A 25,177-nucleotide genomic window follows, 5' to 3' on the forward strand; every position below is an offset into this window, starting at 1 on the left:
ACTCTATTCATTGTATACATCGTCCCCAGAGATGAGAGCCCTGTGGTTCAATAGACCAGCGGGGTGCGTTTAGCGCCTGACTTACAGGGGCACGACAGGATCCAACATCTGTTAAAGCGCTATATGTAGAATCTAGACATTTTTCCACCCTATATCTAGTACTCTAGAGATCCCCTACGGCGGCTTGGGCCAGGCCCGTCTAGTCTGTGGACAGGCGGTTGCCGTCTGCACCTACCTGGCCGTCTTTAGGTCTGAGGTCAGAATGCTGATTGGGCGGAGGCTAAAATAGTTGGCCTCAGCGATCTCGCTGTCTCTGGGTGGCGAACATGTGAAGCAGCGGCTATTTAAGAGGTAAACCGTGGATCAGGCTCTAAATCACTTGTGGGAAGAGGTGCTGAGCCAGCTTCAGGTGGAGCTGAGTCGTCCCACCTTTGAAACCTGGATTAAACCGGCCCAGGTGCAGGCGCTTAGCGATCGCGCCCTGGTGATTTCGACCCCCAACCCTTTTGCCCGCAACTGGGTGCAAAAGCACTATGCAGCCACCATTACCCAGGTGGTCAACAATATTTTGGGCAAGTCTATTGAGCTGCAGGTGACAGTGGTGCCCGACGGCGGTGCCCCCGAAGCACCGCTATTGCCCATGGCCGAGATGGCATGGCCGTCCTCGTCCCCCAGGCCCGCGCCGCCCCAGCGCCCTGCCCTGGCATCGCGTTCGGCCCCCGTGGAGATCAAGACCCCGGCCCAAGAAAACTACAATTCCCTCAACCCCAAAGCGGTGTTTTCGCGCTTTGTAGTGGGAGCCAACAACCGTATGGCCCACGCCGCCGCCCTGGCCGTAGCTGAGTCGCCAGGGCGCGAGTTTAACCCCCTATTTCTCTGTGGCGGGGTAGGGCTGGGCAAAACCCATCTGATGCAGGCGATCGGCCATTACCGCCAAGAGATCGCCCCCCAGGCGCGGGTGGCCTACGTGAGCACCGAGCAGTTCACCAACGATCTGATCACCGCTATTCGCCGCGACAGCATGCAGTATTTCCGCGCTCACTACCGAGATGTGGACATTCTGCTGGTGGATGACATTCAATTTATCGAAGGCAAAGAATACACCCAGGAAGAGTTTTTTCACACCTTTAACACGCTGCACGAGGCGGGTAAGCAGATTGTGCTGGCCTCAGATCGCCCCCCCAACCAGATCATGCGTCTGCAAGACCGGCTGATCTCGCGGTTCTCGATGGGGCTAATCGCTGACATTCAGACACCCGACTACGAAACCCGCATTGCTATTTTGCAAAAGAAAGCGGAGTACGAGCAGGTGCAGATTCCTCGGGGGGCGATCGAGTACATCGCTGCCAGCTATACCTCCAACATTCGCGAGCTAGAGGGGGCGCTGATTCGAGCGATCGCCTACACGTCGATCTCGGGGCTGCCCATGACCGTAGAAAATTTGATGGCGGTGCTCAACCCGCCCGCCGACAAAATTGAGGCCTCTCCCGGCGCAGTAATTGCCGCCGTGGCCGAACAGTTTGGAGTATCGGTCGACGACCTCAAGGGCGCATCCCGCCGCCGTGAGATCAGCCAGGCACGGCAGATCGGCATGTACCTCATGCGCCGCCACACCGACCTCAGTCTGCCTAAAATTGGCCATGCCTTTGGCGGCAAAGACCACACCACGGTGCTCTATAGCTGCACCAAAATTGAGAAACAGCTCAAGCGCGACCTAGATCTGGCCCAGACCATTCGGCAGCTGGGCGATCGCATTACCATGGTCGAGCGCGGGGGCTGAGCACAGCCCGGCCTCTGCCTAGACGCTATTGCTAACCCTGCGACCATATTCAGGTGATACAGTCTTATACCGTATCCTACTCAACCTGAGTTTGAGATAAGAAAATTCTCTGCAAAAGCAGGCCTGCTGTCCCCTCCTGGGAGGGGTAAGGGGTGGGTCAGTCTGGGTTAGCGGCGGAACATCACCTTAGGCAGCTGATTATTCTGCTGGAGCAGTTTTAACCCACCCCGCCCTTCGGGCACCCCTCCAAAGGAGGGGACAGCGCTATCCCGAACTGAGGTTACTCAAATACACCCGCTTTGTAGGGGTGTAGCATGTGTTGCACGACGTAAGGGTATGCCCCTATGGGGATCCCGATTGTGAATCGGAGTTTACCCAATCGGATTACATATTAAAGGCTCCCTGGGCATGGCCCAGGGAGCCTAGCGGCTCGATCGCTTCAAACCTTAGCCAATGCGCAATAGCTCAACATCAAACAGCAGAGTGGCATTGGGAGGAATCACACCACCCGCCCCTCGGCTACCGTAGCCCAGCTCAGCCGGAATCACCAGCTGGCGCTGGCCCCCTACCCGCATGGTGGCGACCCCTTCATCCCAGCCCTTGATCACCTGGCCTACGCCAATCTGAAAGGTAAAGGGCCGACCGCGATCGCGGGAGCTGTCGAACTTGGTGCCATCTTCAAGGGTGCCGGTGTAGTGCACAGTAACGCGCTGCCCGGCCTGGGGCATGGCCCCGGTGCCTTCGACGATGTCGATGTACTGTAGGCCAGAGTCAGTGGTTACCAGGTTTGCTTCGGACATATCGGCAGTAGTTTCAGCAGTAATAGGACTTAAATCTGCGGCTGCCTGGGCCACCTGCACAGGTGGCTCGGCCAGGGCAACGGCCTCGGTGGCAATCTCAGTAGTGCTGAGATTTGATGCGATCGCCTCGGGCTGGGGGCCAGTGAACTGGGCCACCACCAGTACTACGCAGCAGGCCACCAAAATTCCTAAGCTAATCAAAATTTCGCGCACAATTGGTCTCCCTCGGTAGCTCAATCTCTACCGATCATATAGCAAAGCCCTCGCTCTACCCCATTCCCAAAGGGGTGGGCACTGACTACTAGCTTGGATGTCTAGGTTCGCCATCACAGTTGATGGTCAATCTGGCTGGTAGAAACGGTAGGTATTGCGGCCCTGGTTTTTGGCCTGGTAGAGGGCGTGGTCGGCGTGGCGCAGCAGAGAGGTGGGGTCGGTGCCATCTTGTGGAAAGAGGGCGACGCCGATGCTGGTGCCGATGTGCAGCCGGTGGTGATCGATCGCAAAGTCAGGCCGCAGACTCTCTAAAATGCGATCGCAGGTATGCACCACCGACTCTGCCGCCGTCAGCTGCGAGAGCACCAAAATAAACTCATCGCCCCCCCAGCGCACCAGTAGATCTTCTTCCCGCAGGCAGTGGGTCAACCGCTGGGCCACCTGGTGCAGCATGTGGTCACCGACCTCGTGGCCCAGACCATCGTTGATGTCTTTGAACTTGTCGAGGTCTAAAAAAGCTACCGCCACTTGGCTCTGTTGGCGATTGGCCTGGGCTAGCACCTTGGGCAGGTAGGTATCGAGAAAGGCGCGGTTGGGCAGACCAGTGAGATGGTCGTAGAAAACCTGGCGGTGAATTTTAGCCTCGGCCTGCTTTTTATCGGTGATGTCGCGCACCAGCCAGCGCAGGCGCGCTTCACCTCGCTCACGGCTCATGGAGACGGTAATGGCTACATGAATGCCCTCACCCTCGCGGGGCACAATCTGGGTTTCCCAGGTTTTGATCGGCAAGAGCGGGCTGGTGTGATTGAGCTGGGCCAGCAGAGCGTAGAGGGCACGGCGGTGCTTGACCGGCAGAAACAACACCATGGGTTTGCCCACCAGCAACTCCTGGGGCAGACGCAGCAGGGCCGCGATCGCTACATTGCCTGCCTGAATGATGCCCTTGGCGTCGCTCACCAGGTAGCCGTCGGGGGCGAGGTTAAACAGGTCTTGGTAGCGCTGGCGCTCGGTCTCAAGCTGCTGACGGTAGTTGGCTAGGGCTTGATTTTGCTGAGCCAGCTCATCGTGGGCAGTGCGCAGCTCTTCGAGCACCAGACTGAGATTTTCAAGGGCCACGGCCAGCAGTTCAGGATGAATGGGAAATGCGGTGGCCTGCTCCTGCAGCAGCAGCGCCTGTTGCTGCACGGCATCAATGCGCTTAAGCATTATGTCCATGGAGCCTTACCTTGGCGGCAGTCGCTGAGATCTTGGCGTAGCTTGGCATTGGCCTGGGTTAGGTATGCGGTGCGGGCGGCAATTAGACCTTCAAGATCGGCATGGGTTGCTTGGAGCTGCTGCTGCATACGGCGCTGCTGAGACACATCTCGCAGGGACCAAAGAATAGTGGTGGCCCCTGGGCGGTTGTTTTTGAGGAAATTGGTGGCGATCGCCACCGTCACCGCCTCCCCCTGCCGCGACTTGAGGGTGACCTCCCAAGGGGTGGCTGGGCCGGGCTGGGCCAGTCGCTGCTGAAACTCTGACCAGTCGCCCGGCTCGATCAGCATCATCAGAGGCTTGCCCACCAGCCCATCCTGAGGTGAGGTAAATAGTAGCTCTGCCGCCCGGTTGACGTGGTAGATTTTGCCAGTTTCGTCGGTGACCAGGTAGCCGTCGGGGGCTAGCTCAAACAGGGTGCGGTAGCGTTGGCGCTCAAGGTCAACCTGGTGCCGGGTGTCGCTGAGTATCTGGTTTTGCTGGTGCAGCTCTGCATCTACAGCCTGGAGTTCTTCGAGCACCAGGTAGAGGTCTTTGAGAGCCAGCTCTAGCAGAGATGGGTCAATGGGGTTGGTGGTGGCCTGTTCGCGCAGCCGCAGGGCACGTTGGTAGACTGCCTCGATGTGATGAGAGATACCCATGGGTCAGCCTTTCTAGGGATTGTTAATCATCCCAAAAAAAATGTAGCTAACGGCACCTTCCTCCAAGGTTTAACTTCAGCTTAAAAGTTCTTGTCGTTCATCTCTAAATTATACCAAGCTTACACATTAAAAACAGTTGTCTTAGGCCAGATATTCTGCCTGGCTATGGAGAAAAAATGAACAATCTTGCACAAATCACGGCAATTATTAGAGCGGCAAGTAGAAGGAGGCAAAATTCTTCGGTATTTTTATTCCTAGAATTGTCCCTAAGCCGAGATAGATCTATTCGCAAAGGGGCGCACCTGGAGATCGAAGACTACCAGCCAAAGCTAGCTTATTCCCCTTCTTAAGAGGGTAAGAAAAATCCCCAACTGTCGCTACGTCTCCTTTATTCTCCCTTGGGGGTTCGATCGCCTACGATTTCGATCGCTAACAAAACTAAATCGTCGCCGTTGGTCTGAGTCATCTTGCGGGCGTTGAGCCGCATGGTCTGGGGGCCAATGGTTTCAAAGTTGTGCACCACTTCAAAGTCATCGACCTGCAAATTTTGGGGCAGCAGCTCGTGGAGCAGCGATCGCAGCTGAGGGATATTCCACTGGCCGTTGCCCAGCTCAAAGATTGATCGCCCCTCGGTGTCGTCGGGGCTCACCTGAAAGGTCTGATAAAACTGCTGATTGGCCGTCACCACTCGCAGGTCGTGGGTGAGCACCACCAGGGCTTCACGCAAGGTCTGCACAATGGCGTCGGCGTAGTCGCGAGCCTGGCGCAGCTGGTCGGTGCTGCGCTTGAGGCTGTCGATGTCTACCAACACCAACACCGCACCGTCAATGCGGTTGTCAAGGGTGCGATAGGGGCGAATCCGCAGGTCATACCAGCAACCGTCTTGGTCTTGCACCTCCTGGCTGCTCTGCTCTAGGGTGTTGGTCACGCTCAAAATTCTGGCCTCTAGGTCGGTGATTGCCAGCCGGTGGTTGATATCGCCCAGGGGGCGGCCCACATCGCCAGGAATCAGATTAAACAGGGCGGCGGCGGTAGGGGTAAAGCGACGGATTCTCAGGTCATCTTCGAGCATGAGAATGGGAATGTGGATGCTGCTGAGCAGGTTTTGAAAGTCGTCGCTGATGCGGGCGGTCTCAACGTTGCGGCGATAGAGTTCGTCGTTGATGGTGCTGAGTTCTTCGTTGGTCGCCTGAATTTCTTCCTTGGCGGTTTGCAGCTCCTCGTTGGTGCTTTGCAGCTCTTCGTTGCTAGAAAGAATCTCTTCGTTGGCGGCCCGTAGATCTTGGTTGGTGGCCTCCTGCTCTTGGATGATCGACTGTAGGTGCGATCGCGTGGTGTCGAGATCCTGGCGCAGGGCGAGATTTTCCTGCACATACTGATTGATCTCTAAGGTCGAGGTGGGGTCGTCATCATCAGCCGGAACAGCGACGGCGCTCCCCTCCAGACAGTCACTGAATAGCACCAGATAGTAGGCGTTGCCCCCCGGCTGAGGTTTAAGGGGCACCACGTCGATCTGCACTGGGTGGGGCCGATCGCCCGCTGTCAGCAGCAGCGATCGCCGCTGCACCTCCTGGCCGGTTTGCTGAGCCTGGTAGAGGGTGGTGCGTAGGTCGAGGCGTAGCTCCTCTCTAGCCATGGTGAGCAGGTTGAGGCTGGCGCGACCGGGGGCAGGCTCCAGGTAGGCCCCCGTCTGGCCCCGAAACTGTAAAATCTCTAGCCGGCCATTGACCAGCACTCCCGCCGGGCCGTAGCGATTGAGCACGGTTTGGTCGGCCAGGGCGTAGAGGTCGCTATCTTGGGGGCGATCGCGGGCTGGCTCAGGCCGAGGGGGGTGGGCGGTGGGGGTGTAGGTAGTGGGGTCAAAGTCAAAGCTCAGCGGCAGCGATGCCTCCTGCTTGGCGTAGAGCTTGCAGCGGCTGTCTACCAGCGAAAACAGATAGCTCAACTCCCCCACCGTCTCTGACGATCCCAGCAGCAAAAAGCCGTTGGGCTTGAGGCCGTAGTGAAACATGGGCAGCACCCGGCTCTGCAATGCTGCCCCAAAGTAGATCAACACATTGCGGCAGCTAATTAGATCTAGCCGCGAAAAGGGTGGGTCGGTGATTAAATTTTGGCAGGCAAAAATGCACAGCTCCCGCACCACTTTGCTGATTTGGTAGCCGCCGTCGGTAGGCACAAAAAAACGCTGCAACCGCTCTGGCGACACGTCGCTCACCTGAATGGGCGAGTACCAGCCAAAGCGGGCCACCTCGATGGCTGGCTCGCTGACATCGGTGGCAAAAATTTGAATCGACGGGTTAGCGCTGTGGCGGCCCAGGTACTCTAGCAGGCAGATGGCGATGGAGTAGGCCTCTTCGCCCGTCGAGCAGCCTGCCACCCAAATCCGCAGGGGCGAGTCGGAGCTGCCTGGCCCTGCTTGGGCCAGCCGTTGACTGTCGCGCAGCAGCGCCGGAAACACCGTCTGCTCTAGAGCTGTAAACACTTCGCCATCGCGAAAAAAGCTGGTCACCCCGATCAAAATTTCCTGGTGCAGCGCCTGCACCTCTTCAGGGTTGGCCTGGAGGTACTGGCCGTAGCTCTCTAGGCTCTCTAGGTGGTGCAAGACCATGCGACGAAAGATGCGCCGCTTAACGGTGGTGGGTTTGTACTGGGCAAAGTCAACCTTGGTGGCCCGCTTTAGCAGGGCAAGAATGGTGGCCAGGGCATTGTCTTCCTCCGGGGGCACCGCAGGCTCTACGAGGCTGGAGCCTGCGACGTAGGGGTGGGCGCTGAGGTTGGCCAGAGTCTGGGCGATTTCCTCTGGCGTTTGAATGAAATCGACCTGGCCGGTGGCGATCGCCATGTGGGGCATACTGCTAAATTTGGCCGACGCCTCCGACTGCGAAAAGGTGATACCTCCCGCTGCCTTAATCGCCTCCAGGCCCAGGGTGCCGTCAGCATCGGCCCCCGAGAGCACCACACCAATGGCCTTAGCGCCCCGCTCCTGAGCCAGGGCGCTAAAAAAACTGTCGATCAGGCGGCTGCCGGTGCGCGATCGCGGTCGTGGTCGCAGCCTCAGGGTGCCTGCTTCAATGGTCATCGCCTGGTTGGGCGGAATCACGTAGATCTGGTTGGGGGCGATCGCTAGCCCATCGGTCACCTCTAGCACCGGCATCTCAGTGATGCGGCCAATGATTTCGCTCAGCAGACTAGGCTGGTTGGGGTCGAGGTGTTGCACCAGCACAAAGGCCATGCCCGTCGTAGTGGGCAGATGGCTCAGCAGCTGGGTAAAGGCCTCTAGCCCCCCCGCCGACGCCCCAATTGCCACCACCGGAAACGTCGCCTCTGGTTCGGCAGAGGCCGGTACAGTGTCATCGGCGGGAGAGGGTTTTGGGAGAGACATACCAGAGGTGAGTCTTAGTCTAAACTGATGGCGCTGAGTGGGTCTAGATGCAGACAGTATGACGGCTCAGCCCCCCATGGACGAAGTGCGGGTGCCCATTGGGCGATAAATGGCGCTGCTCAGCTCCAAAAACTGATCTAAGACTGAGATAATCCGCCCATCTGCCCCGTTATTCTAAGAAGACTACCGAGGGATCGAATGCGACTAAACGCCGGGTGCGAGCTTTTGTTTGAGGCCACCGAACCGTCTCCGTTAATTTTGATGCTACAGCCCCAGGGTGGGGCTGCTCAACAAATTCTTCAGGCCGACCTGCACCTGGTACCCTCGGTGCCCGTAGTCGATTACATCGACAGCTACGGCAACCTCTGTCAGCGGCTGGTGGCTCCGACGGGCAAACTTCAGGTGCGCAGCACGGTCACCGCAGAGGTCGCCGATCGCATCGATGTGCAGTTTGGGGCCGAGTTTGTGCCAGTGCAAGACCTGCCCGACGCCACGCTTCAGTTTCTTTTGCCCAGCCGCTACTGTCAGTCAGACCTGATGGCAGAGCTGGCCAACGATATTGTGGCCGACATCGAGCCTGCCTACGACCAGGTCGAGGCCATCCGCCACTGGATTCACACCCACATCGAGTACCGCTACGACACCAGCGACGCCTCTACCTCAGCCCTAGAGACCGAGAAAAACCGGGTTGGCGTCTGCCGTGACTTTGTGCACCTCGGCCTGGCGCTCTGCCGCAGCCTCACCATTCCCGCCCGCATGGTGGTGGGCTACCTATACAACCTTGAGCCGATGGATCTCCACGCCTGGTTTGAGGCCTACGTGGGCGATCGCTGGTACACCTTTGATGCCACCCAGCCCGAACCTCGGGGCGATCGCATCATCATCGCCTACGGTCGCGACGCCGCCGATGTCGCCCTCGCCACCCAGTATGGCCCCTTAAACTTGACTGAGATGGAGGTCTGGGTGCAGGCTATTTCCTAAGAATTAAACGCGATCGGGACAAAGCTGATCAACACCTACTAAAATGATTGTATCTGAAGGCAATCAGTGTTAGCTAACGGAAATGCCCAGTCTGGTTTTAGCACCCTAGCAAGTCTGCGTAAGGTCTAAAACTTCGTAGAGCTGGCGCTTTATCGGGTTAGTCAAAGCACCTCTCTGAGCGATAAATCTCTTGTCGGCCCTAAGGGCAAAACCTTAAGCCGCAAGCATTAATTCGGTTAGCAATAGTCAAGTTCTTACGTTAGGTCATCTGGTCATGGGAAAAGAAAAGAAAAGCAACAAGGAAACTAAAAAGCCGAAGGCCGACGCCAGCTCCAAGAAACCCAAAAAAGATCCCAAGCGCTACGACTTCCCTTCATAAATTTTCATCGCCCCTAGGTTGATCGGGTCACGGGATGTCCCCACCTGCTCTTGTCAGAACGGGTTTAGAAATTTATGTTTCGCGGTGGACAAAACTTGCTCACGCCCAGCTAATACTGGTGGCCTCCATTTTTCCATCGCGCTACCCTCTGGGGCGATACCTTTTGAGGTGTTTAAACTTTGGTATTACTCTCCACCGATTCAAACCAGACATCAAACCGCAGATCGTCAATTCTATAAAGAATGACTTGCACCCATTGTCAGGGCGCAAAACGCCCAGGCACTAGCCATGGTTGAATCAGTTGTTTAGGAGGTGCATCGTGAGTCACGACTATGCCAATACAAACTTGAGCGGGCAAGATTTTAGCGAGCAGCCCTTAGACGGGGCTGATTTCAGCAATGCCAACCTGAGTCAGGCAAACTTAAACAAAGCCAGCCTGGTAAAGGCCAACTTGAGCAATGCCAACCTGGCAGGCACAAATTTAAGTCATGCAGTTTTACGTCAAGCCAATCTCAGCGGCGCAACCTTAATTGGCGCTATTCTCATTGAGACGATGCTTGACGGAGCCGATCTATGCAATGCTGACTTGACTGGAGCAAAATTAAGCCTAGCTAATTTTAGTCATGCTGATTTATGCAGTACTAAATTTGTAGATGCCAATTTAGTAGAAGCTCGCTTTAGTCAGGTCAATTTAGTCAGTGCTGATTTTCGTCGTTCTCGGTTGACTGGCGCGATCATAGAACAGTCAAATTTAGATGATGTCGATCTAGCCCATGCTAACTTGCATGGAGCAACGCTGAGGAATGTAAGTCTGCGCGGTGCAAATTTGTTTGGCGCTGACTTGAGTCGGGCCATATTAGATCACGTTGACCTAACAGATGCCAATATAACCGGCATTAAAAAGCACCAAACAAATTTTACTGACCTTTCAGGCATTTCAAGGAAAACCGTCAGAGAGCTCATGCAGCCAAGTTTTCAACTTAGCTGATTGGCTTCAATAATCACTGTTAGAGGTCTAGTATGTCGTCTTCTTTAACCAAAGGAACCCTGGTCACCATCATCGGTGAGGCCGTTCTGCAAAATCGACTGATTAAGCTGCTGACGGAGCTTAACGTTTCTGGATACACCCTGGTACCGGCCCAAGGAGCCGGGAGCCATGGCAGACGCATGGGCGATATTGCAGGCTACAACACCAATATTGAGCTTAAAACCATTGTCAGCTCCGATCTCTCTGACCAACTGATAGAAGCTCTAAAGCCCTTGCAAGAGACCCATGCTCTAATTGCCTTTCGCCAAACCGTAGAGGGATTGTTTGATTAGGCTGCTTTCTAAAAAACAAAGCAGCAACCGATAAAAATCTCACCCCTCTGGGTCTGGGCAATGGGGTGAGACCAGGGGCATGAGAAAACTGGATGACTCCGGCGATGGCTACAGATTGCAGGTAAAGAGCCGAGCCATAAAGTAGTTGACCATCTTAGCGCCGTAGGGCGAATTCCACCAGATGATGGGGTAACAGCCGACGGGGTCTTCTAGATTGTGTTGGGCTTCGTCGACGGTTTTCCACTGGCCGCTGTGGCGCCAGCCGACGCGATCGCCCAAAAGATTGAGCATAGCGGCGTCTTGGGCGATCGCGCTCTCTAGGGTGCCCCCCACTGACTGGTAGAGCTTGAGCTGCACGCTAAAGCCAAACCGCCCGCCGGTATAGGTCGTCCACAGGCGATCGATCACCCGCAGCACGCTGCACGGAAACTGTCGAATGGCGTCGGGAGTAAGGTCTTCGCGGGCAAGGGTACCCGCCTCCTGCAAAATCACCCGCACGGTCTCTTCGTCGGCGGCCTGGAGCTTACCGGTTTTGAGCAGTCGCTGCAGCGGTTGGTAGCGCTCTACATCGGTCACTAGGGTCAGGGAATCTTCGAGACGGGCAATGCGCTCGATGAGGCCCTGCTGAATAAAGCCTTCCACCCTGGTCTCTAGGTATTCGAGGCGGGCCATGAGTTCTTCCTGCGATCGCTCCCCATCCATACCGATCTGGCTCCTTAAAGTGTGTTGCGTCAGTGTTGCGTCAGTCAGTGTTGCGTCAGAGAGGGCTGCGTTGGTTAGATCGTTGCTGTCGATTTTAGTACCGCGATCGCAGCAGCTTTTCCCTAGGTGGGGCTTTCTCCCTGAGATCGCAGGGGGGCGACGGCCTCGCTATCCTGAAAGGAGCTGTCCTGGCTCAGGTCAGCGGCGGTCGTCAGGATGGGCGGTGACCCCGGCCCACCAAACAGGCGCTCGCTCAGGCCCTTAAGCACTACGTAGAGCACCGGCACCACAAAGAGACTCAGCACCGTGGCCACCAGCAGACCACCAAAAACCGTGTAGCCCACTGACCAGCGGCTGGCGCTGCCCGCCCCAGTGGCAATCAGCAGCGGAAAGAACCCAACCAGCGATGAGATGGCGGTCATGACAATCGGGCGAAAGCGCTGCTCGGCGGCGGCGATCGCCGCCGGTATCAGCCCCAGCCCCTGGCTGCGGGCCTGGTTGGCAAACTCAACGATCAAAATGGCATTTTTGCTGGCCAGACCAATCAGCATCACTAGGCCCACCTGGGCATAGATGTTGAGGTCGAGACCGCGCAAAAAGAGAAACACCAGCGCCCCCAAGATCGCCAGGGGCACCGTCAGCAAAATAATGATCGGGTCAATATAGTTTTCGTACTGGGCGGCCAGCACCAAAAATACCACCAGCACCCCCAGGCCAAAGATAACGGTCGCCAGCCCCCCCGAGGCTATTTCTTCGCGGGCGGTGCCCTGCCAGGCCAGACCTACCACCGGCAGAGCGGCCTGGCTATGGGCGTCGGCCATGGCGGCAATCAGCTGGCCCGTGCTGGCCCCCGGTGCGGGCATGCCCTCGAGCTTGATCGATCGCAGCAGGTTGAAGTGGTTGATGGTCGATGGCCCCACCACTTCGCTCAGGGTAATCACTTCGCCGAGGGGCACCATGCCCCCCTGGCGCGATCGCACGTAAAGGCTGCTAATGTCGCTGGGGTCGTTGCGAAAGCTCTGGTCGGCCTGCACATAGACCCGGTAGTTGCGACCACCACTGGTGAAATCGTTGACGTAGCGAGAGCCCAGGTAAGTGCTGACGGTGGTGAGGGCTTCGTCGATGTCGATATCGAGCGCCTTGAGGCGATCGCGGTTGACTGACACTGCCACCTGGGGCGAGCTGGCCGTGAACTGGGTAAACACCCCCATCGACGCAGGCGACTCGTTGGCCAGCCCCATAATGGCGTAGGCGTTGCCCAAAAATTCGTCAATGCTCATCTGATTGCCGCTGCGGTCTTGCAGCTGCATTTCTAGCGCACCAGTCGGGCTAAAGCCCGGTACCGGCGGTGCGTTAAAGGCAATCACCAGCGCCTCTTGAATGCCAGAGAGGGCACCATTTACCTGGGGCAATAGCCCGGCCACCGTCGACTCGGGCGCACGGCGATCGGCCCAGGGGGCCAGGGTGGCAAAGAACACCCCCCGGTTGGGCGACGGCCCATCAAAGCCAAAGCCCGACAGCATAAAGGTACTCTCGATCTCGGGGAACTGATTGAGCAGAGTATCGGCCTCGGCCATCACCGCCTTGGTGTACTCCAGCGATACCCCGTCAGGGGCCTGCACAATACCGAGAAAGTAGCCCTGATCTTCTTCGGGTACAAAGCCCGTGGGCACCACTCGCAGCATGAAAACCATCAGCACCAGGCCGATTGCAAAGAGTGCCAACACCCCGTAGCGCAGACGAATCAACACCCGCACTAGCCGTCGGTAGCGCTCGATGGTCCACCGGAGAGCGTCATTAAACCGGTCGAAGAAACGGCCCAGCAGGCCGCTGCGAGGGCCGGGAGGGGTAGGGCGCAGCAGCAGCGCCGACATGGCGGGCGAAAAGCTGAGGGCGTTGAAGGTTGACACCACGATCGCAAAGGCAATGGTGAGGGCAAACTGCTGGTAGATTTTGCCTGTGCTGCCCGGAAAAAATGCCACCGGAATAAACACCGCCATCAGCACTAATGAGGTGGCCACCACCGCCCCCGACAGCTCCTGCATGGCGTCGAGGGCGGCTAGGCGGGGGCGCATACCCTGGTCGATTTTGGCGGCGATCGCCTCAACAATCACGATCGCGTCGTCTACCACCACCCCCGAGGCCAAAATGCAGCCAAACAGGGTCAGAGTGTTGATCGAAAAGCCGAAGGCCAGTAAAAATGCCATCGCCCCGATCAGCGACACCGGAATCGCGATCGCCGGCACGATGGTCGATCGCCAGTCCTGCAAAAATATAAACAAAATCAGCAGCACTAGGGCGATCGCCGTCACCAGGGTAACCAGCACCTCTTGCAGCGACACCCGCACAAAGTCGGTGGTGTCAAACACCAGTTCCGCCCGGTAGCCCGGAGGAAAGCTATCTTGCAGCTCGGCCATGCGATCGCGCACCGCTTGGGCCACCTCCAGGGCATTGCTGCCCGGCAGCTGGTACACCAGCAGCCCCGCCGCCAGCTTGCCCTGGGTGCGAGCATTGAAGCTATAGTCTTCGGCCCCCAGCTCTGCCCGGCCCACCTCCCGCAGGCGCACCAGATTACCGCCCTCGCCCACCTTGATCACCAGGTTCTCAAACTCGCTGGCCTCCTCTAGGCGACCGGGTAGGCGCACTGTGTACTGGTAGGCCTGATCGACATCGCTGGGGGGAGCCCCGATAGCGCCGCCGCCCACCTGCACATTTTGCTCTTGTAGAGCCGCCACCACATCTCCTGGGGTGAGCTGCTGGCTGGCCAGGGCCATGGGGTCAAGCCACAGCCGCATGGCGTAGCGCCCCGCCCCAAACACCTCGGCATTGCCCACCCCATCGATCTGCTTCATCTCATCGAGAATGAACAGGTCGGCGTAGTTGCTCAAAAACAGCGCATCGTAGCGATCGTCGTCAGTAAAAAACCGATACACCAGCAAAATGCTCGGCGACTGAGCATTTACCGTCACCCCCAGCTGGGTGACCTCCGGGGGCAGCGACGGCTCGGCCCGAGCCACCCGGTTTTGCACATCTACCTGGGCAATATCTTTATTGCGCCCCGCCTGAAACACGACGTTAATGCCGCTTTGGCCCGTATTGGTACTGCTGGAGGTGATAAATTCCATCCCCTCCACGCCGTTGATCTCGCGCTCTAGCACCGTGGTGACGTTGCTCTCGACGGTTTCGGCATCGGCCCCGGTGTAGTTGGCCGCCACCTGAATCTGCAAGGGCGCAATCTCGGGCAGTTGCTCAACGGGCAAAAGCGGTATGGCGATCGCCCCCGCCAGCACAATCAGCAGAGTGCATACGGTGGTCAACACCGGGCGACGGATGAAGGTATCAGCGACAGAGAACAGCGCCATGGGCGGTATACCGAAGTTCGGGGTGGAAATCAGACAGACAACAGCTAGTCACAGAATGGTCTAGCGCGGGCGGAGCGATCGCAGACTGGCTACTGCGATCGCTGAACAGTCACCTAAGAATAGATACCTAAAAAGGTTTGGCTGATGTTGGCGTTTCGGCAGCAATGGGGCTACCGTCCCGAAGTTGCAGAATATTGGTCACAATCACCTGATCCCCCGCCTCCAAACCATCGATCACCTGGTAGTTGCCCCCTTGTAGATCTCCCAACTGCACCGGCCGCTGGGAGGCCACTCGCCGGGTTTGACCATTTTCCTGGGGGGCATCGGTGGCCACAAAGACAAAGCTCTGCCCGGCCACCCGGGTGATGGCCACCGTGGGCACCAGCAGGGTCGCTGTCGTGCTCCAGATCAGCCGCGCCCGCACAAACTGGCCGTCTCGCAGATTGCCCGCCTCGTTAGGGAAGCGAGCCTTGACCAAAATCGACTGCCCCACCCCATCTACCTGGGGCGAAACAAAGCTGAGGCTGCCGGTGGCCAAGGCTTCCCCAGTGTCGGGGTCGAGCAGCTCGACGGGGGTGCCCAGCTGTAGCCGATTGGCCTCGGTCGTAGGCACCTGAATGCGCAAAAACAGCTCGCTGTTTTGGGTGATGGTGCCCAGGGTGTCGCCCGCCTCAACGAAGTCGCCCACCCTGAGAGACACATCGCCCACAATGCCCGAGGCCGGGGCCAACACCTGGGTAAAGCCCAGGTCAGCCTGGGTAACATTGAGCTGGGCCTGGGCCTGGTCAAAGGTAGACAGAGCCTGCTGGAGCTGGGCCTGGGCGGCCCGCACGTTGTCTTCGGCCTGACGCTGGGCCGCCTGGGCTACAGTGAGCTGATTTTGGGCGGTATCGAGATCTTGGCGGCTGAGGGCTCCGGCGGCTACCAGTCGCTCGGCTCGGCGATACTCCACCAGGGCTAGCTCTACATCGGCCTGGGTGCGAGCCACCTGGGCCTGGGCCGCTTCGATCTGAGCCTGGGCCACATCGCGGCCAAACCCAGCCGCCTGGGCTGCCGCCTGGGCCGCCGACACCTGAGACTGGTTCTGGTCTGGGCTTAGCTGCACCACCGGCTGGCCCCGGGTCACCGCACTGCCAGAACTGATCAACACCTGGGTCACCCGACCTGCTACCTCAGGCTTGAGCTCGATGCGCTGCTCTGCCTCAAGGGAGCCGACAAAATCGGAGCCTTCTTCAAAGGTGCCAGGCTGAAGCTCCTGCAAAGTGACCGGTACAGCCTGGGGGGCCATCGCTCCGGGCTGCGCCGATCGGTTACAGGCTGACACCGTGAACGCCAGGGCGAGGGCAAGCCCTAGAGCCGGGGTAGGTCGATAGCTTTTGAAAGTGGGCATAGGTTAGCTAGAAGTTGAGCGCGTTAGGCTGCGATCGCCATTCACCATGGTAGAGCAGGGACCCATGCAAACACGGGCTTTAAACCCCACTGGCTGATAGTAGCGCGTAGCATCAACCCTTGGATGTAATCCAGATGCTTAGCCCAGTGGGTTGCCCTGGGCTGCGATCGCAACGTCCCATCAGGCCATTCTCCGCCCGACGCCTTAACATCCACAGCCTTGAACCAGATTTCATCTTGGGTTTGGTGTCAGCGCCAGGGCGTAACGCAGGCAGCGCATGACCACAAACCCCAGCAGGGCGATGATGGCTACCAGGCCCAGACGATTGAGCCACCAGCTCGACTCCAGCACCAGGGCATTAAAGGCCGAGTGGGAGAGCATGGCCGCCAGCAGCCCATTGCGCACCAGCCCCGAGGTGCGATCGGCGGGCAAAAACTTGGCCAAGCCCAGGGCATAGCCCCACAGCGACGACCACAGAGCGTGGCCTGGCCCAGCCAGCAGCCCCCGCAGGGCAAACATGCTCAACACCGCCGCCCAGGCGCTGTCAATCGACTCTCCGGGCACCCCCAGTCTGGCCACGGCAAAGTAGGCATAGAGCATAGAGCCCACCACCTCCAGCGCTGCAAACCCCAGCCCCACCGCTGCCGCAAAAATAATGCCGTCGACGGGCTCATCAAACTCTGAATGGTGGTAAAAGCCCTGCTTCACCACCCAAAATTTGGCCAACTCGGCCAACACCGGCACCACCACCACCACCGTCAGCCAGGGCGGTAGTGGAACAAACTGCCGCACTAGAAACACGGGTATAAACGCCAGAACCCCCAGGCCAAACGCCTTGAGTATCAACTCCCGAGGCTCGGGGTTGAGCTTGTCTCGGGTGTAAAAAAAACACAGCGCAAAGGCCAATGGCGCTAACCCCAAAGCTACAATGCCCACCACCGTAGCCAGCAGGTTAGGGCTAGTTGCAAGATTTGCCATGGGCTAGATGCCTACCACATGCACGGAAAGATCGCCTCTGAATAATACCGCCAATACTCGGAGGGGTTCTGTTCTAAACAGCGGAGAAGCAGCTTTTGTTTTGTCTGTTCTCAGGGCTACCCCCGCCATCAACTCCCCCGGAGCAGCGCTATCTCTGCCGCTATCTCTGTAAGATAGGGAAGCACAAAGCAGTTGAGCATAGCGGGCGGTTCATGAAGGATGTGTTGGTCATTGGCGCAGGGCCGGCGGGGCTCTCACTGGCTGCAGCCCTGGCAGAGGCTGGGGTGGCGGTGCAGGGGTTGGCACCGACTGACCCCGCCTCTCCCTGGCCCAACACCTATGGTATCTGGGTCGATGAGCTAGAAGACCTGGGCCTAGACGCTTTCTTGCAGCATCGGTGGCAAAACTGTGTAGTCAGGGTCAACAGCGGCACTCTGCCCCTACACCGAGAGTATGGCCTGATCGATAGAGACCATCTGCAACACCACTGGATGACCCAGGGCGATCGCGGCCAAGTCGTCTGGCACCAAGGCAAAGCCGTCCAGATCGACCATTTCGTCACCCACAGCCAGGTGACGACCGAGACAGGGGCGGTGCTGTCGGCGCGCCTGGTGGTCGACGCCACCGGCCACCACTCCACATTGGTGCAGCGCCCGGCTGCCGCCGATCTGGCGTTTCAAGCGGCCTACGGCATTGTGGGACGGTTTTCTCAGCCTCCGGTCGCCCCCCAGCAAATGGTCTTTATGGACTTCAGCGACGACCATCTGCCCCCGGCCCAGCGGCGAGAGCCGCCCACCTTTCTCTACGCCATGGATTTGGGCGATGGGGTCTACTTCGTTGAAGAGACCTCCCTGGCCCACCATCCCGCCATCGCCATGGAGACGCTCAAAGACAGGCTGCACCAGCGCCTTAGCCATCGGGGAGTGGCCGTCAAAGATATTCACCACGTCGAGCGCTGTCTGTTTCCGATGAATCAGCCCCTGCCCGATTTCACCCAGCGGGTGGTGGGGTTTGGCGGTGCGGCCAGCATGGTGCATCCGGCGTCGGGCTACATGGTGGGGGCGCTGCTGCGGCGGGGACCGGGGCTGGCCAAGGCGATCGCCGCAGCCCTAGACACCGAGCCTACCCCCGCCCACATAGCCAGTCGGGCCTGGGAGGCGCTTTGGCCAGCCGACCGGGTGCGCAAGCACTACCTCTACCTGTTTGGCCTTGAGAACCTCATGGCCTTTGACGCGCCCCAGCTCCACCAGTTTTTTGCGGCTTTTTTCAGCTTGCCCACCGACGACTGGGCTGGTTTTTTGGCTGACAGTATGGCGCTGCCGGAGGTAGTACAGGCCATGGTCGGTCTGTTTGGTCGGGCACCCAATGCTGTGCGACTGGGGCTAATGCGATCGGTGTTTAGTCACGGTCATCTGCTGGGGCGCACGCTGATGAGCTAGCCAATGAGCTAATCGGGCTCATAACGTATACTTTGTGGTTATAGTCAATCCCCTGGTTGGCCAAGACTGTTCATCAGTAGCTTGGGCCGGTGGCCAGCCGAGGCCAAAAGTCGAAGACATCTACGGTCAGAGACCCTGACTGGCCCCTGAGGCAGGCGGGGAGAATCGGGTGGGCTAACTTCTCTACCCAATGTGGGCAACCTGACTGTATTCCCCGGTTAGCTGGGCCTGAGGCCACTGTCCGGCTGTCATCCTTAGTTGCTGTCGAGTCCATCATGGAGAATCCGTTCATGGCTGAGTTATCTAACACCCCAGGGGCTCAACCCGCCCCGCCGCCGCCGCCCCGGCCTCCCGCGACAGCAGCCCAGGCCCAGGCCCGTGCCCAAGCCGCTGCTCGCGCTGCGGGCCAGGCCCAGGCCCGCGCCCAAGCCGCCGGAGAGAGACCTCCCGCTCCCCCCGCCGCTACTCCGGGTGCTGCTCCGGCCCCAGGCCAAACGCGGCATCGCCCAGCGTCGCCACCGCCGATGCCAAGGGCGGCAGATACGCTCAAGGTGAGCAATGGTCTCACCCTTGAGAGAATCGTTAAGGAAGCCTTTGACAAGGGGTTTTCTGACATTCACCTGGGGGTGGGTGAGGTGCCTCGGTTCCGCGATCGCGGCGAGATGGCCCCCACCGAGTACCCGGTCACCGACGAGGCCACCTTTTACGGCTGGCTCGAAGAAATTCTCAAGCCCGACGAAATTCAAGAGTTTCGCCAAACCCTCGACTTTGACGGGGCCGCCCAGTACGACTTCACCCGCATCCGGATCAACATTTTTGACTCCCTGCGCGGCCCCGCCATGGTGCTGCGCCTGATCCCGGTAAAAATTCTCACCCTCGATCAGCTGGGCTTCTCGCCCATCTTCCGCGATGTGTGTCACTACCATAAGGGCTTAGTGTTGGTCACCGGGCCGACTGGCTCAGGTAAGTCGACCACCATGGCGGCGATGATTGACTACGTCAATACCGAGATGCCCAAAAACATCATCACCATCGAAGATCCGGTGGAATTTGTGCACACCAGCCGGCGATCGCTGATCAAGCAGCGCGAGGTGGGCATGCACACCCAAAAGTTTGACAACGCCCTCAAGGCCTCCCTGCGGGAAGACCCCGACATCATTCTAGTGGGGGAAATGCGGGACAAGGAGACGGTCAACACCGCCCTCAAAGCAGCGCAGACGGGCCACCTGGTGATGGGCACCCTGCACACTAACAGCGCCGTCAAAACCGTAGAGCGGATTCTCAACCTCTACGAACCCGAGCAGCAGGCCCCGGTGCGGGTGTCGCTGGCAGAGTCGCTGGTGGCGGTGATCGCCCAGGGTCTCTGCCGCACCACCGACGGCAAGCGGGCCGCCTTCCACGACATTTTGATCAACACCGACGCCATCAAAGACTACATTCTGCGTGGTCAGCTTGACGAGGTCGAGGCGTTGATTCCCAAATGTACCTTTGACGGCATGTGCACCATGAACCAGTCACTCTACGCCCTCTACGAGTCGGGCCGCATCACCGAAGAGACCGCCCTGGAGATGTCGCCCAGGCAAAACGAGATGGCCCAAATGCTGCGGGGCCGTGTCTAACTCTGCGATGGATAGCCCAGCCGCCTCCAGCTTTAAGGGCATTGCCCTCTTTACCCCTGGGGGCGACTGTGTCTACTGCCTCGATGAGCAAAAGCAGGCCCACTGGCACCTCGATCTCTGCGCTGCCCTGCAAACCCACCTGGGGCTGATCGAGCCTCCCTATTTTTTGCTGCCCTGCTTTACCGCCACCGTCGATCGCTGGGTCAGCCCCGGCAGCCCTAGACCCACCACCGTGGCCGAAGCCTACCCTCGGGCGCTACGGTTTCAGCCGTTGCTCAATGTGTTATTTGGCCTGGGCGATTGGCAGTGGCAGCCCAACTATGGCAGCGTTGAAGAATGCTCTGTGGCAATGATTGAGTCTTACCGACCCCAATTTCCTCAACTGTGGGAAAGCCACGATTTAATTATTCAACTGGAGCGGGACGAGGGCAATGCGCTGCCTGCCATGCCCATGCCCTTCGAAGCGCTGACCCAGTCGTACCAATTTAAACTGTTCGTCAACGGTGTCGACACCGCCGCCACCGAGAAGATGCTGCGGCTGCTGCACTCTACCCTAGAGAAGTCGCTGGCCAGTGCTTACACCCTGCGGGTGATTGACGTTGCGGCCCACCCCGATCAAGCTGAGGCCGACAATATCTCAGCTACCCCAACGCTGATCCAGGTTTCACCAGAACCCGTGCGGCGGGTGGTGGGCCAGGCGCTTAGCCAAGTGCACATGATGCAGCTCTTGTCGACGCAGTAGAGGCCGCCTGGGAGGAGGGGTTTCAGAGGCTCAGCGCAGGCGCAATCGTTACCGTAATCTCGACTCTGGCCTGTTCTTACTTTGCTGAGTAGCCCGATCGCTTGGCAGATACTTGGCAAACAGCAGTCACACCAGATCCTGTCTATATGCCCCTACAAGATATCGGTTTTGAATCGGCGGGTTGTGAGTCTGATGTGGCATGAGTCCGTAGATTGGCCCCTGAGTCTAGGACAGAAGTCCTAGACTCAGCGCCGAAAGCCGAAAGTCTCTGAAGAGGATTGGAAGCCAAGTTTTCCAGCCCGCTTCAGCAGACTTTTGCTGTGAGCCAGGAGTTTACTCCCTGGTGGTTGTGACTAAGAGTCGATCAATTTTGGATTTTGCACTCTGACAGCACGATTTCGTCGTTGACTTCGACTAAGGCCTCGTCGCCCTTGTTCCAGAAGGTGGTGGTGCCGTCGCTATAGCGAGCGCCAGAGGCAGCTTCGGTGGCCGCTAGGGTGACGGGTGCTTGATCGGGCAGAGTGACGACGGCAGTTTCGACGCCGTCAAATTCGGCGGTAATGGTTTCGCCACCGGGGCATTCAAACACTACGGTTTCACTGGCGACAGCGGCTTCGTCGGGGGTGGCGGCAATGTCGTCAGGGGTGGGGCTATTGCAGCCAGCCAGGGCGAGACCGGCCAAGGCCAGGGTCACAACAGAGGTTCTAAGGGTAGATTTCATCATGGGCTTTCTCCGTTTATTTGAGGTTATTTAGGGGTTATCTATGTGAGGCATTGAGAGCAGCGATCGCCAGTCAAGTAGTTGTATCCTTCACTACAATTGCTGTGAAAAAGCATTCTAGCGGCTCCAGGCTCAAGCCGGGGAGGGGGGAGGACGATTAAGGGCAGGCTACCGCAGCGGCTTTGGCCATGGCGATTACAGTGGAGTTTGGTAAAAAGATCGGCCAGGTGATTGCGGAGAAAGGCAGAGCAAACGCATACTCATTTGAGCTTCATCCAAATCCAGTTGGGAATCTGTCGTTTCCCCAGGCAGAATTTCACGGCTGGACTTGGTTAAGGTTTATTCATCAACCTCTTCGCTGGTCCTTCCCTAAGCTGATTGTTTATGTCAATACAGAACATTGTTTCCCTAGGACTGTTGGTCTTTATTCCCATTTCGATCGCAGCAGAGCGCCTAGAGTGGGGAGCGTTGGCGGTCTTTGGCCTCTCGGCGATCGCGATCGTGCCCCTGGCCATTTGGCTCAGCACCGCCACCGAAGAGCTGGCGGTGGTCACTGGCCCCACTATCGGCGGCCTGATCAACGCTGTATTTGGCAATGCTACGGAGCTGATTATTGCCCTGGTGGCCCTCAAGGCGGGCCTGATTGATATCGTCAAGGCCAGTATTACCGGGTCGATTTTGGCCAACCTGCTGCTGGTGCTGGGGCTGTCGATGTTTTTTGGCGGGCTGCGCTATAAAGAGCAGGAGTTTAACCGCAACGCGGCGGGCATCAATGGCAGCACCATGGCCCTGGCGGTGACGGCGATCGTGCTGCCGGCCATGGTGATTAACACCTCCAATATTGTGGAACCCGCAGCCATTAGCCATCTGTCGTTAACGGTGGCGGTGGTGATGATCGTGGTCTACGGGCTGACGCTGCTGTTTTCGCTCAAGACCCACAGCTATCTCTACGACGTGGGGGTGAGTGATTTTGAGGGTGGCCACGGCGAGCACGGTGAGGGCGAAAAGCCCAATGTGTGGCTGTGGGTGGGGGTGCTGCTAGCCGCCACCCTGGGGGTGGCGGTTGAGTCTGAGATTTTTGTCGGTGCGGTAGAAGAGACCGCCAATAGTTTAGGGCTGACGGCTCTGTTTACCGGCGTAATTTTGCTGCCCCTGGTGGGGGGTGCGGCGGAGTATGTCACCGCTGTGCGCATGGCCCTAAAAAATGATATGAATCTAGCCGTCTCGATCGCCATGGGGTCGAGCCTGCTGGTGGCACTGCTGGTGGCTCCCATTTTGGTGCTGGTGGGCCAGTTTATTGGTCAGCCCATGGATCTAAACTTTGGCCCCTTTGAGGCGATCGCGGTGGTGATTGCCGTCGCGGTGGTCAATCTGATTAGCCAAGATGGCAAGTCAAACTGGCTAGAGGGGGTGCTGCTGCTCTCCACCTTTGCCATTTTGGGCGCGTCGTTTTTCTTTCACCCAGCGTGAGCCAGATCCATTCATCGGGCTTTGGCGCTAGACCAGACGCCCTGCCTCAGGGAAACGGCCTGGCCAGAGGTTCGCCAATAAAGATCCCCTGGCCAGGCATGAGCACGCTCTTCCAGTAGGCCTCGATCAGGGTGTCGCCGTTGAGGTAGTGGGCCATGAGCACGCCAGGATGGGGGAATTTCTGCGGAAAATTGCAGGGCTCGACCACGGTGCCGTAGCTGCCGGTGGCCCCGGCCTCTAGCCAGCGCAGGCTACTCATCTGGCTGCTGTCGGTAAGCTGACCGCCGAAGGAGGTGAGGTGGTCGGCCACAGCCCCAGGGCTGTACTGATTGGTGTCAATCGCCTGCACCTGGGTCAGCCCTGTGAAGTAAAACATCACGTCATCGCGGCCAATCAGCTGATCATCCTTCACCACCTGAATCTCAAACCAGGGGCCAAGCTGGGTTTGAATGGTGGGGTAAAAGGGCGATCGCACATTCCGAGCCCCATCGCTGGTATTCATCAAGTAGGCTGTCCCCTTTGGGTCGGCACCATCGGCGGCAATCCCCCGCTCGATCAGCGCCCTGGCCTCTTCTAGGCTGGTAGCGGCCAGGGCCATGGTGGGTCGTAGGCCTGGGGTTGCCGCGATCGGACGATCGCTATCACCGTTAAAGTAGGGGCTTACTGCCGTCGGGCTGCACCCCTCGGCGCAAAACGACTCATCAAAGCCAAAGGTAAAGGCTGCGGTGATCGACATGCAGCCCACCCGGTAGGGCGCGGCCCAGGTGAGGGCATAGGCTTTTACGGGGGCAGGGGTGTGCAATCGCACCGTCTCAGACAGGGTGGCAAACTCGTCTGGCGGCATCACGGTCTGGCCAGGGTCAAACTCCACCCAGATCACATTCTCCGGCGGTATGTTACGCCGCAGTTGGTAATATTCGGCGATCTGAATGCTAAGGCGATCGCGCCGATTGACGATCACCCCCAGGTTGGCTGGCGTGAGCTGATCAGGCGCTTCTGGCGGAGCCGGGGTCGGGTTAAAAACGCCAGCCACAGACAGCATCTGACACCCCTGTAGGGCCAAAATCGCGATCCCCAACCCCGCCAGTATTAGACGCTGCCTGTGCCCCATGGCCACCCCAGTAAACTAGCTCTCAAGGTATGAGAAGTACTCTGTATATCCACAGCTACACAGCCAAGACCCGGAAACAGCCCCCAGAAAAGTGCCGCGCCTGTCCCTACCAAATCCTGGCCAGTTGTAGCACAAAGCCCGGCAGGTTGGGGGCGACCCCAACACTGGCAGGGTTTTCTAAAATCTCAGTCGGTTGCTCGGGGCGCTCTCGGTTTGAATCAGCAGACGCGTCATGATAACCGCCTGACCTGTGGGCCGTAGAGCGCTCATAGCCGATCTCGATGGGCGAGGCCGACCCATGCTCGGGGGAGGGGCACTGGGCAAGCCAGCCGCTTTTCTTCTTCTTTAGAGAAAAATCTTCCAACCCTAGAATTCTGAGAATCTTGCGGCTTTCAATAATTCTCTGATGGCAATTTTTAGAGATTAAAAATTCTCTAATGCGAGAAATAAGCTGATACCGATCAGCCAGTTTTTGTTGCTGTTTGAGCTTTTGAATTTAATTTCATCAGAGTTATTAACTTGTGAAAATTTCGCTGTCCAAGGGTGGTAGTGATTCTGTAGTTTGTTACTTAACCTGCCGTCACCTTAGGACGATTCAGCTGTCTGGCTTAGGTTCCAGACTGACTTGAGCCTCCTATTGACTGCGGTTTCTAACGGCTGAACCTTCGATCAATGGCTCTTTCCCTGGCCGTCCACGGAAAAGCATCATTGCTTCGGTTCAGTTTTCCCCGACAACGGCTGAGGCCAAGTTCAGCTCGAGATCTGTGGGTTTTCCACCAGCAAGACTCCGCGTTTGAACTTGGACTTGGTTTATTGAAGCTTTCTATAGCTCAGTTCATATCTGTCTCTGTAGTAGGAAGCGCCTTTATCCGCTCTGTATTTTCGAGTAGAAG

At 58.1% G+C, this 25,177-nt stretch carries 18 protein-coding genes; 8 read left to right on the forward strand and 10 right to left on the reverse strand.

The annotated features are described in order from the left end of the window. Positions 1 to 358: 358 nt before the first annotated feature. A complete protein-coding gene (gene dnaA, locus AC0QKW_RS22780) occupies positions 359 to 1,780 on the forward strand; it encodes a chromosomal replication initiator protein DnaA (RefSeq protein ID WP_473153399.1) in 1,422 nt (473 codons plus the stop codon). A 446-nt stretch (positions 1,781 to 2,226) separates the two neighbouring features. Here dnaA and AC0QKW_RS22785 read toward each other — a convergent pair whose 3' ends face one another. From AC0QKW_RS22785 to AC0QKW_RS22800, 4 genes are all read right to left on the reverse strand, one after another. After that, on the reverse strand, positions 2,227 to 2,793 hold the full coding sequence (locus tag AC0QKW_RS22785; protein WP_473153400.1) for an FKBP-type peptidyl-prolyl cis-trans isomerase: 567 nt from the start codon (positions 2,791 to 2,793) through the stop codon (positions 2,227 to 2,229). Positions 2,794 to 2,919: 126 nt separating this feature from the next. Beyond that, positions 2,920 to 4,008, reverse strand: coding sequence for a diguanylate cyclase domain-containing protein (locus tag AC0QKW_RS22790; RefSeq protein ID WP_473153401.1), 1,089 nt, complete (start codon positions 4,006 to 4,008; stop codon positions 2,920 to 2,922). Next, the gene (locus tag AC0QKW_RS22795; protein WP_473153402.1) at positions 3,999 to 4,688 is read right to left on the reverse strand and encodes a PAS domain S-box protein; all 690 of its coding nucleotides are present in this window, start codon (positions 4,686 to 4,688) and stop codon (positions 3,999 to 4,001) included. Before AC0QKW_RS22795 ends, AC0QKW_RS22790 begins: the two co-directional genes overlap by 10 nt. Positions 4,689 to 5,076: 388 nt before the next feature. Next, positions 5,077 to 8,070 (reverse strand): chemotaxis protein CheB, encoded by a 2,994-nt coding sequence (locus AC0QKW_RS22800; RefSeq protein ID WP_473153403.1) that lies wholly within the window; start codon positions 8,068 to 8,070, stop codon positions 5,077 to 5,079. A 198-nt stretch (positions 8,071 to 8,268) separates the two neighbouring features. On the opposite strand from AC0QKW_RS22800, the gene AC0QKW_RS22805 reads away from it, so the two are divergent. From AC0QKW_RS22805 to AC0QKW_RS22815, 3 genes are all read left to right on the forward strand, one after another. Next, the gene (locus AC0QKW_RS22805) at positions 8,269 to 9,051 is read left to right on the forward strand and encodes a transglutaminase domain-containing protein (RefSeq protein ID WP_473153404.1); all 783 of its coding nucleotides are present in this window, start codon (positions 8,269 to 8,271) and stop codon (positions 9,049 to 9,051) included. A 698-nt stretch (positions 9,052 to 9,749) separates the two neighbouring features. After that, positions 9,750 to 10,418 carry a pentapeptide repeat-containing protein gene (locus tag AC0QKW_RS22810; protein ID WP_473153405.1) on the forward strand — a complete coding sequence of 223 codons (669 nt, stop codon included), beginning with the start codon at positions 9,750 to 9,752 and terminating at the stop codon, positions 10,416 to 10,418. Positions 10,419 to 10,450: 32 nt separating this feature from the next. Further along, positions 10,451 to 10,750, forward strand: coding sequence for a P-II family nitrogen regulator (locus AC0QKW_RS22815; protein ID WP_473153406.1), 300 nt, complete (start codon positions 10,451 to 10,453; stop codon positions 10,748 to 10,750). 108 nt (positions 10,751 to 10,858) lie between these two features. Here the strand turns inward: AC0QKW_RS22815 and AC0QKW_RS22820 are convergent, their stop codons facing one another. The 4 genes from AC0QKW_RS22820 to AC0QKW_RS22835 form a co-directional block, all read right to left on the reverse strand. Then, a complete protein-coding gene (locus AC0QKW_RS22820) occupies positions 10,859 to 11,422 on the reverse strand; it encodes a GUN4 domain-containing protein (protein ID WP_473153407.1) in 564 nt (187 codons plus the stop codon). A gap of 152 nt (positions 11,423 to 11,574) precedes the next feature. Beyond that, complete coding sequence (locus AC0QKW_RS22825) at positions 11,575 to 14,814, reverse strand: efflux RND transporter permease subunit (RefSeq protein ID WP_473153408.1); 3,240 nt, start codon at positions 14,812 to 14,814, stop codon at positions 11,575 to 11,577. A gap of 127 nt (positions 14,815 to 14,941) precedes the next feature. Next, the gene (locus tag AC0QKW_RS22830) at positions 14,942 to 16,204 is read right to left on the reverse strand and encodes an efflux RND transporter periplasmic adaptor subunit (protein WP_473153409.1); all 1,263 of its coding nucleotides are present in this window, start codon (positions 16,202 to 16,204) and stop codon (positions 14,942 to 14,944) included. A gap of 231 nt (positions 16,205 to 16,435) precedes the next feature. After that, the gene (locus AC0QKW_RS22835) at positions 16,436 to 17,182 is read right to left on the reverse strand and encodes a PrsW family intramembrane metalloprotease (RefSeq protein ID WP_473153410.1); all 747 of its coding nucleotides are present in this window, start codon (positions 17,180 to 17,182) and stop codon (positions 16,436 to 16,438) included. A gap of 212 nt (positions 17,183 to 17,394) precedes the next feature. On the opposite strand from AC0QKW_RS22835, the gene crtL reads away from it, so the two are divergent. The 3 genes from crtL to AC0QKW_RS22850 all read left to right on the forward strand — a co-directional run bounded on the left by crtL (position 17,395) and on the right by AC0QKW_RS22850 (position 20,982). Next, on the forward strand, positions 17,395 to 18,621 hold the full coding sequence (crtL, locus tag AC0QKW_RS22840) for a lycopene beta cyclase (protein WP_473153411.1): 1,227 nt from the start codon (positions 17,395 to 17,397) through the stop codon (positions 18,619 to 18,621). A 290-nt stretch (positions 18,622 to 18,911) separates the two neighbouring features. Beyond that, positions 18,912 to 20,240 carry a type IV pilus twitching motility protein PilT gene (locus AC0QKW_RS22845; RefSeq protein ID WP_473153412.1) on the forward strand — a complete coding sequence of 443 codons (1,329 nt, stop codon included), beginning with the start codon at positions 18,912 to 18,914 and terminating at the stop codon, positions 20,238 to 20,240. Then, on the forward strand, positions 20,233 to 20,982 hold the full coding sequence (locus tag AC0QKW_RS22850; RefSeq protein ID WP_473153413.1) for a circadian clock KaiB family protein: 750 nt from the start codon (positions 20,233 to 20,235) through the stop codon (positions 20,980 to 20,982). Before AC0QKW_RS22845 ends, AC0QKW_RS22850 begins: the two co-directional genes overlap by 8 nt. A gap of 364 nt (positions 20,983 to 21,346) precedes the next feature. Here the strand turns inward: AC0QKW_RS22850 and AC0QKW_RS22855 are convergent, their stop codons facing one another. Then, on the reverse strand, positions 21,347 to 21,706 hold the full coding sequence (locus tag AC0QKW_RS22855) for an MliC family protein (RefSeq protein WP_473153414.1): 360 nt from the start codon (positions 21,704 to 21,706) through the stop codon (positions 21,347 to 21,349). Positions 21,707 to 22,087: 381 nt separating this feature from the next. On the opposite strand from AC0QKW_RS22855, the gene cax reads away from it, so the two are divergent. Beyond that, positions 22,088 to 23,173: a calcium/proton exchanger gene (cax, locus tag AC0QKW_RS22860; RefSeq protein WP_473153415.1), complete on the forward strand. Its 1,086-nt coding sequence runs from the start codon at positions 22,088 to 22,090 to the stop codon at positions 23,171 to 23,173. A gap of 46 nt (positions 23,174 to 23,219) precedes the next feature. On the opposite strand, the gene AC0QKW_RS22865 is transcribed toward cax, so the two are convergent. After that, positions 23,220 to 24,215: a TIGR03790 family protein gene (locus tag AC0QKW_RS22865; protein ID WP_473153416.1), complete on the reverse strand. Its 996-nt coding sequence runs from the start codon at positions 24,213 to 24,215 to the stop codon at positions 23,220 to 23,222. Positions 24,216 to 25,177 lie beyond the last annotated feature (962 nt).

This window comes from Pseudanabaena sp. PCC 9330, assembly GCF_055795045.1.

Bases quoted from the DNA above. Each gene is read 5' to 3' on its own strand.
- AC0QKW_RS22795 (WP_473153402.1), bottom strand. From the start codon at position 4,688: ATGGGTATCTCTCATCACATCGAGGCAGTCTACCAACGTGCCCTGCGG.
- AC0QKW_RS22805 (WP_473153404.1), top strand. From the start codon at position 8,269: ATGCGACTAAACGCCGGGTGCGAGCTTTTGTTTGAGGCCACCGAACCG.
- AC0QKW_RS22855 (WP_473153414.1), bottom strand. From the start codon at position 21,706: ATGATGAAATCTACCCTTAGAACCTCTGTTGTGACCCTGGCCTTGGCC.
- AC0QKW_RS22820 (WP_473153407.1), bottom strand. From the start codon at position 11,422: ATGGCCCGCCTCGAATACCTAGAGACCAGGGTGGAAGGCTTTATTCAG.
- crtL (WP_473153411.1), top strand. From the start codon at position 17,395: ATGAAGGATGTGTTGGTCATTGGCGCAGGGCCGGCGGGGCTCTCACTG.
- AC0QKW_RS22845 (WP_473153412.1), top strand. From the start codon at position 18,912: ATGGCTGAGTTATCTAACACCCCAGGGGCTCAACCCGCCCCGCCGCCG.
- AC0QKW_RS22835 (WP_473153410.1), bottom strand. From the start codon at position 17,182: ATGGCAAATCTTGCAACTAGCCCTAACCTGCTGGCTACGGTGGTGGGC.
- AC0QKW_RS22830 (WP_473153409.1), bottom strand. From the start codon at position 16,204: ATGCCCACTTTCAAAAGCTATCGACCTACCCCGGCTCTAGGGCTTGCC.
- AC0QKW_RS22865 (WP_473153416.1), bottom strand. From the start codon at position 24,215: ATGCTGTCTGTGGCTGGCGTTTTTAACCCGACCCCGGCTCCGCCAGAA.
- AC0QKW_RS22790 (WP_473153401.1), bottom strand. From the start codon at position 4,008: ATGGACATAATGCTTAAGCGCATTGATGCCGTGCAGCAACAGGCGCTG.
- AC0QKW_RS22815 (WP_473153406.1), top strand. From the start codon at position 10,451: ATGTCGTCTTCTTTAACCAAAGGAACCCTGGTCACCATCATCGGTGAG.
- cax (WP_473153415.1), top strand. From the start codon at position 22,088: ATGTCAATACAGAACATTGTTTCCCTAGGACTGTTGGTCTTTATTCCC.
- AC0QKW_RS22825 (WP_473153408.1), bottom strand. From the start codon at position 14,814: ATGGCGCTGTTCTCTGTCGCTGATACCTTCATCCGTCGCCCGGTGTTG.
- AC0QKW_RS22800 (WP_473153403.1), bottom strand. From the start codon at position 8,070: ATGTCTCTCCCAAAACCCTCTCCCGCCGATGACACTGTACCGGCCTCT.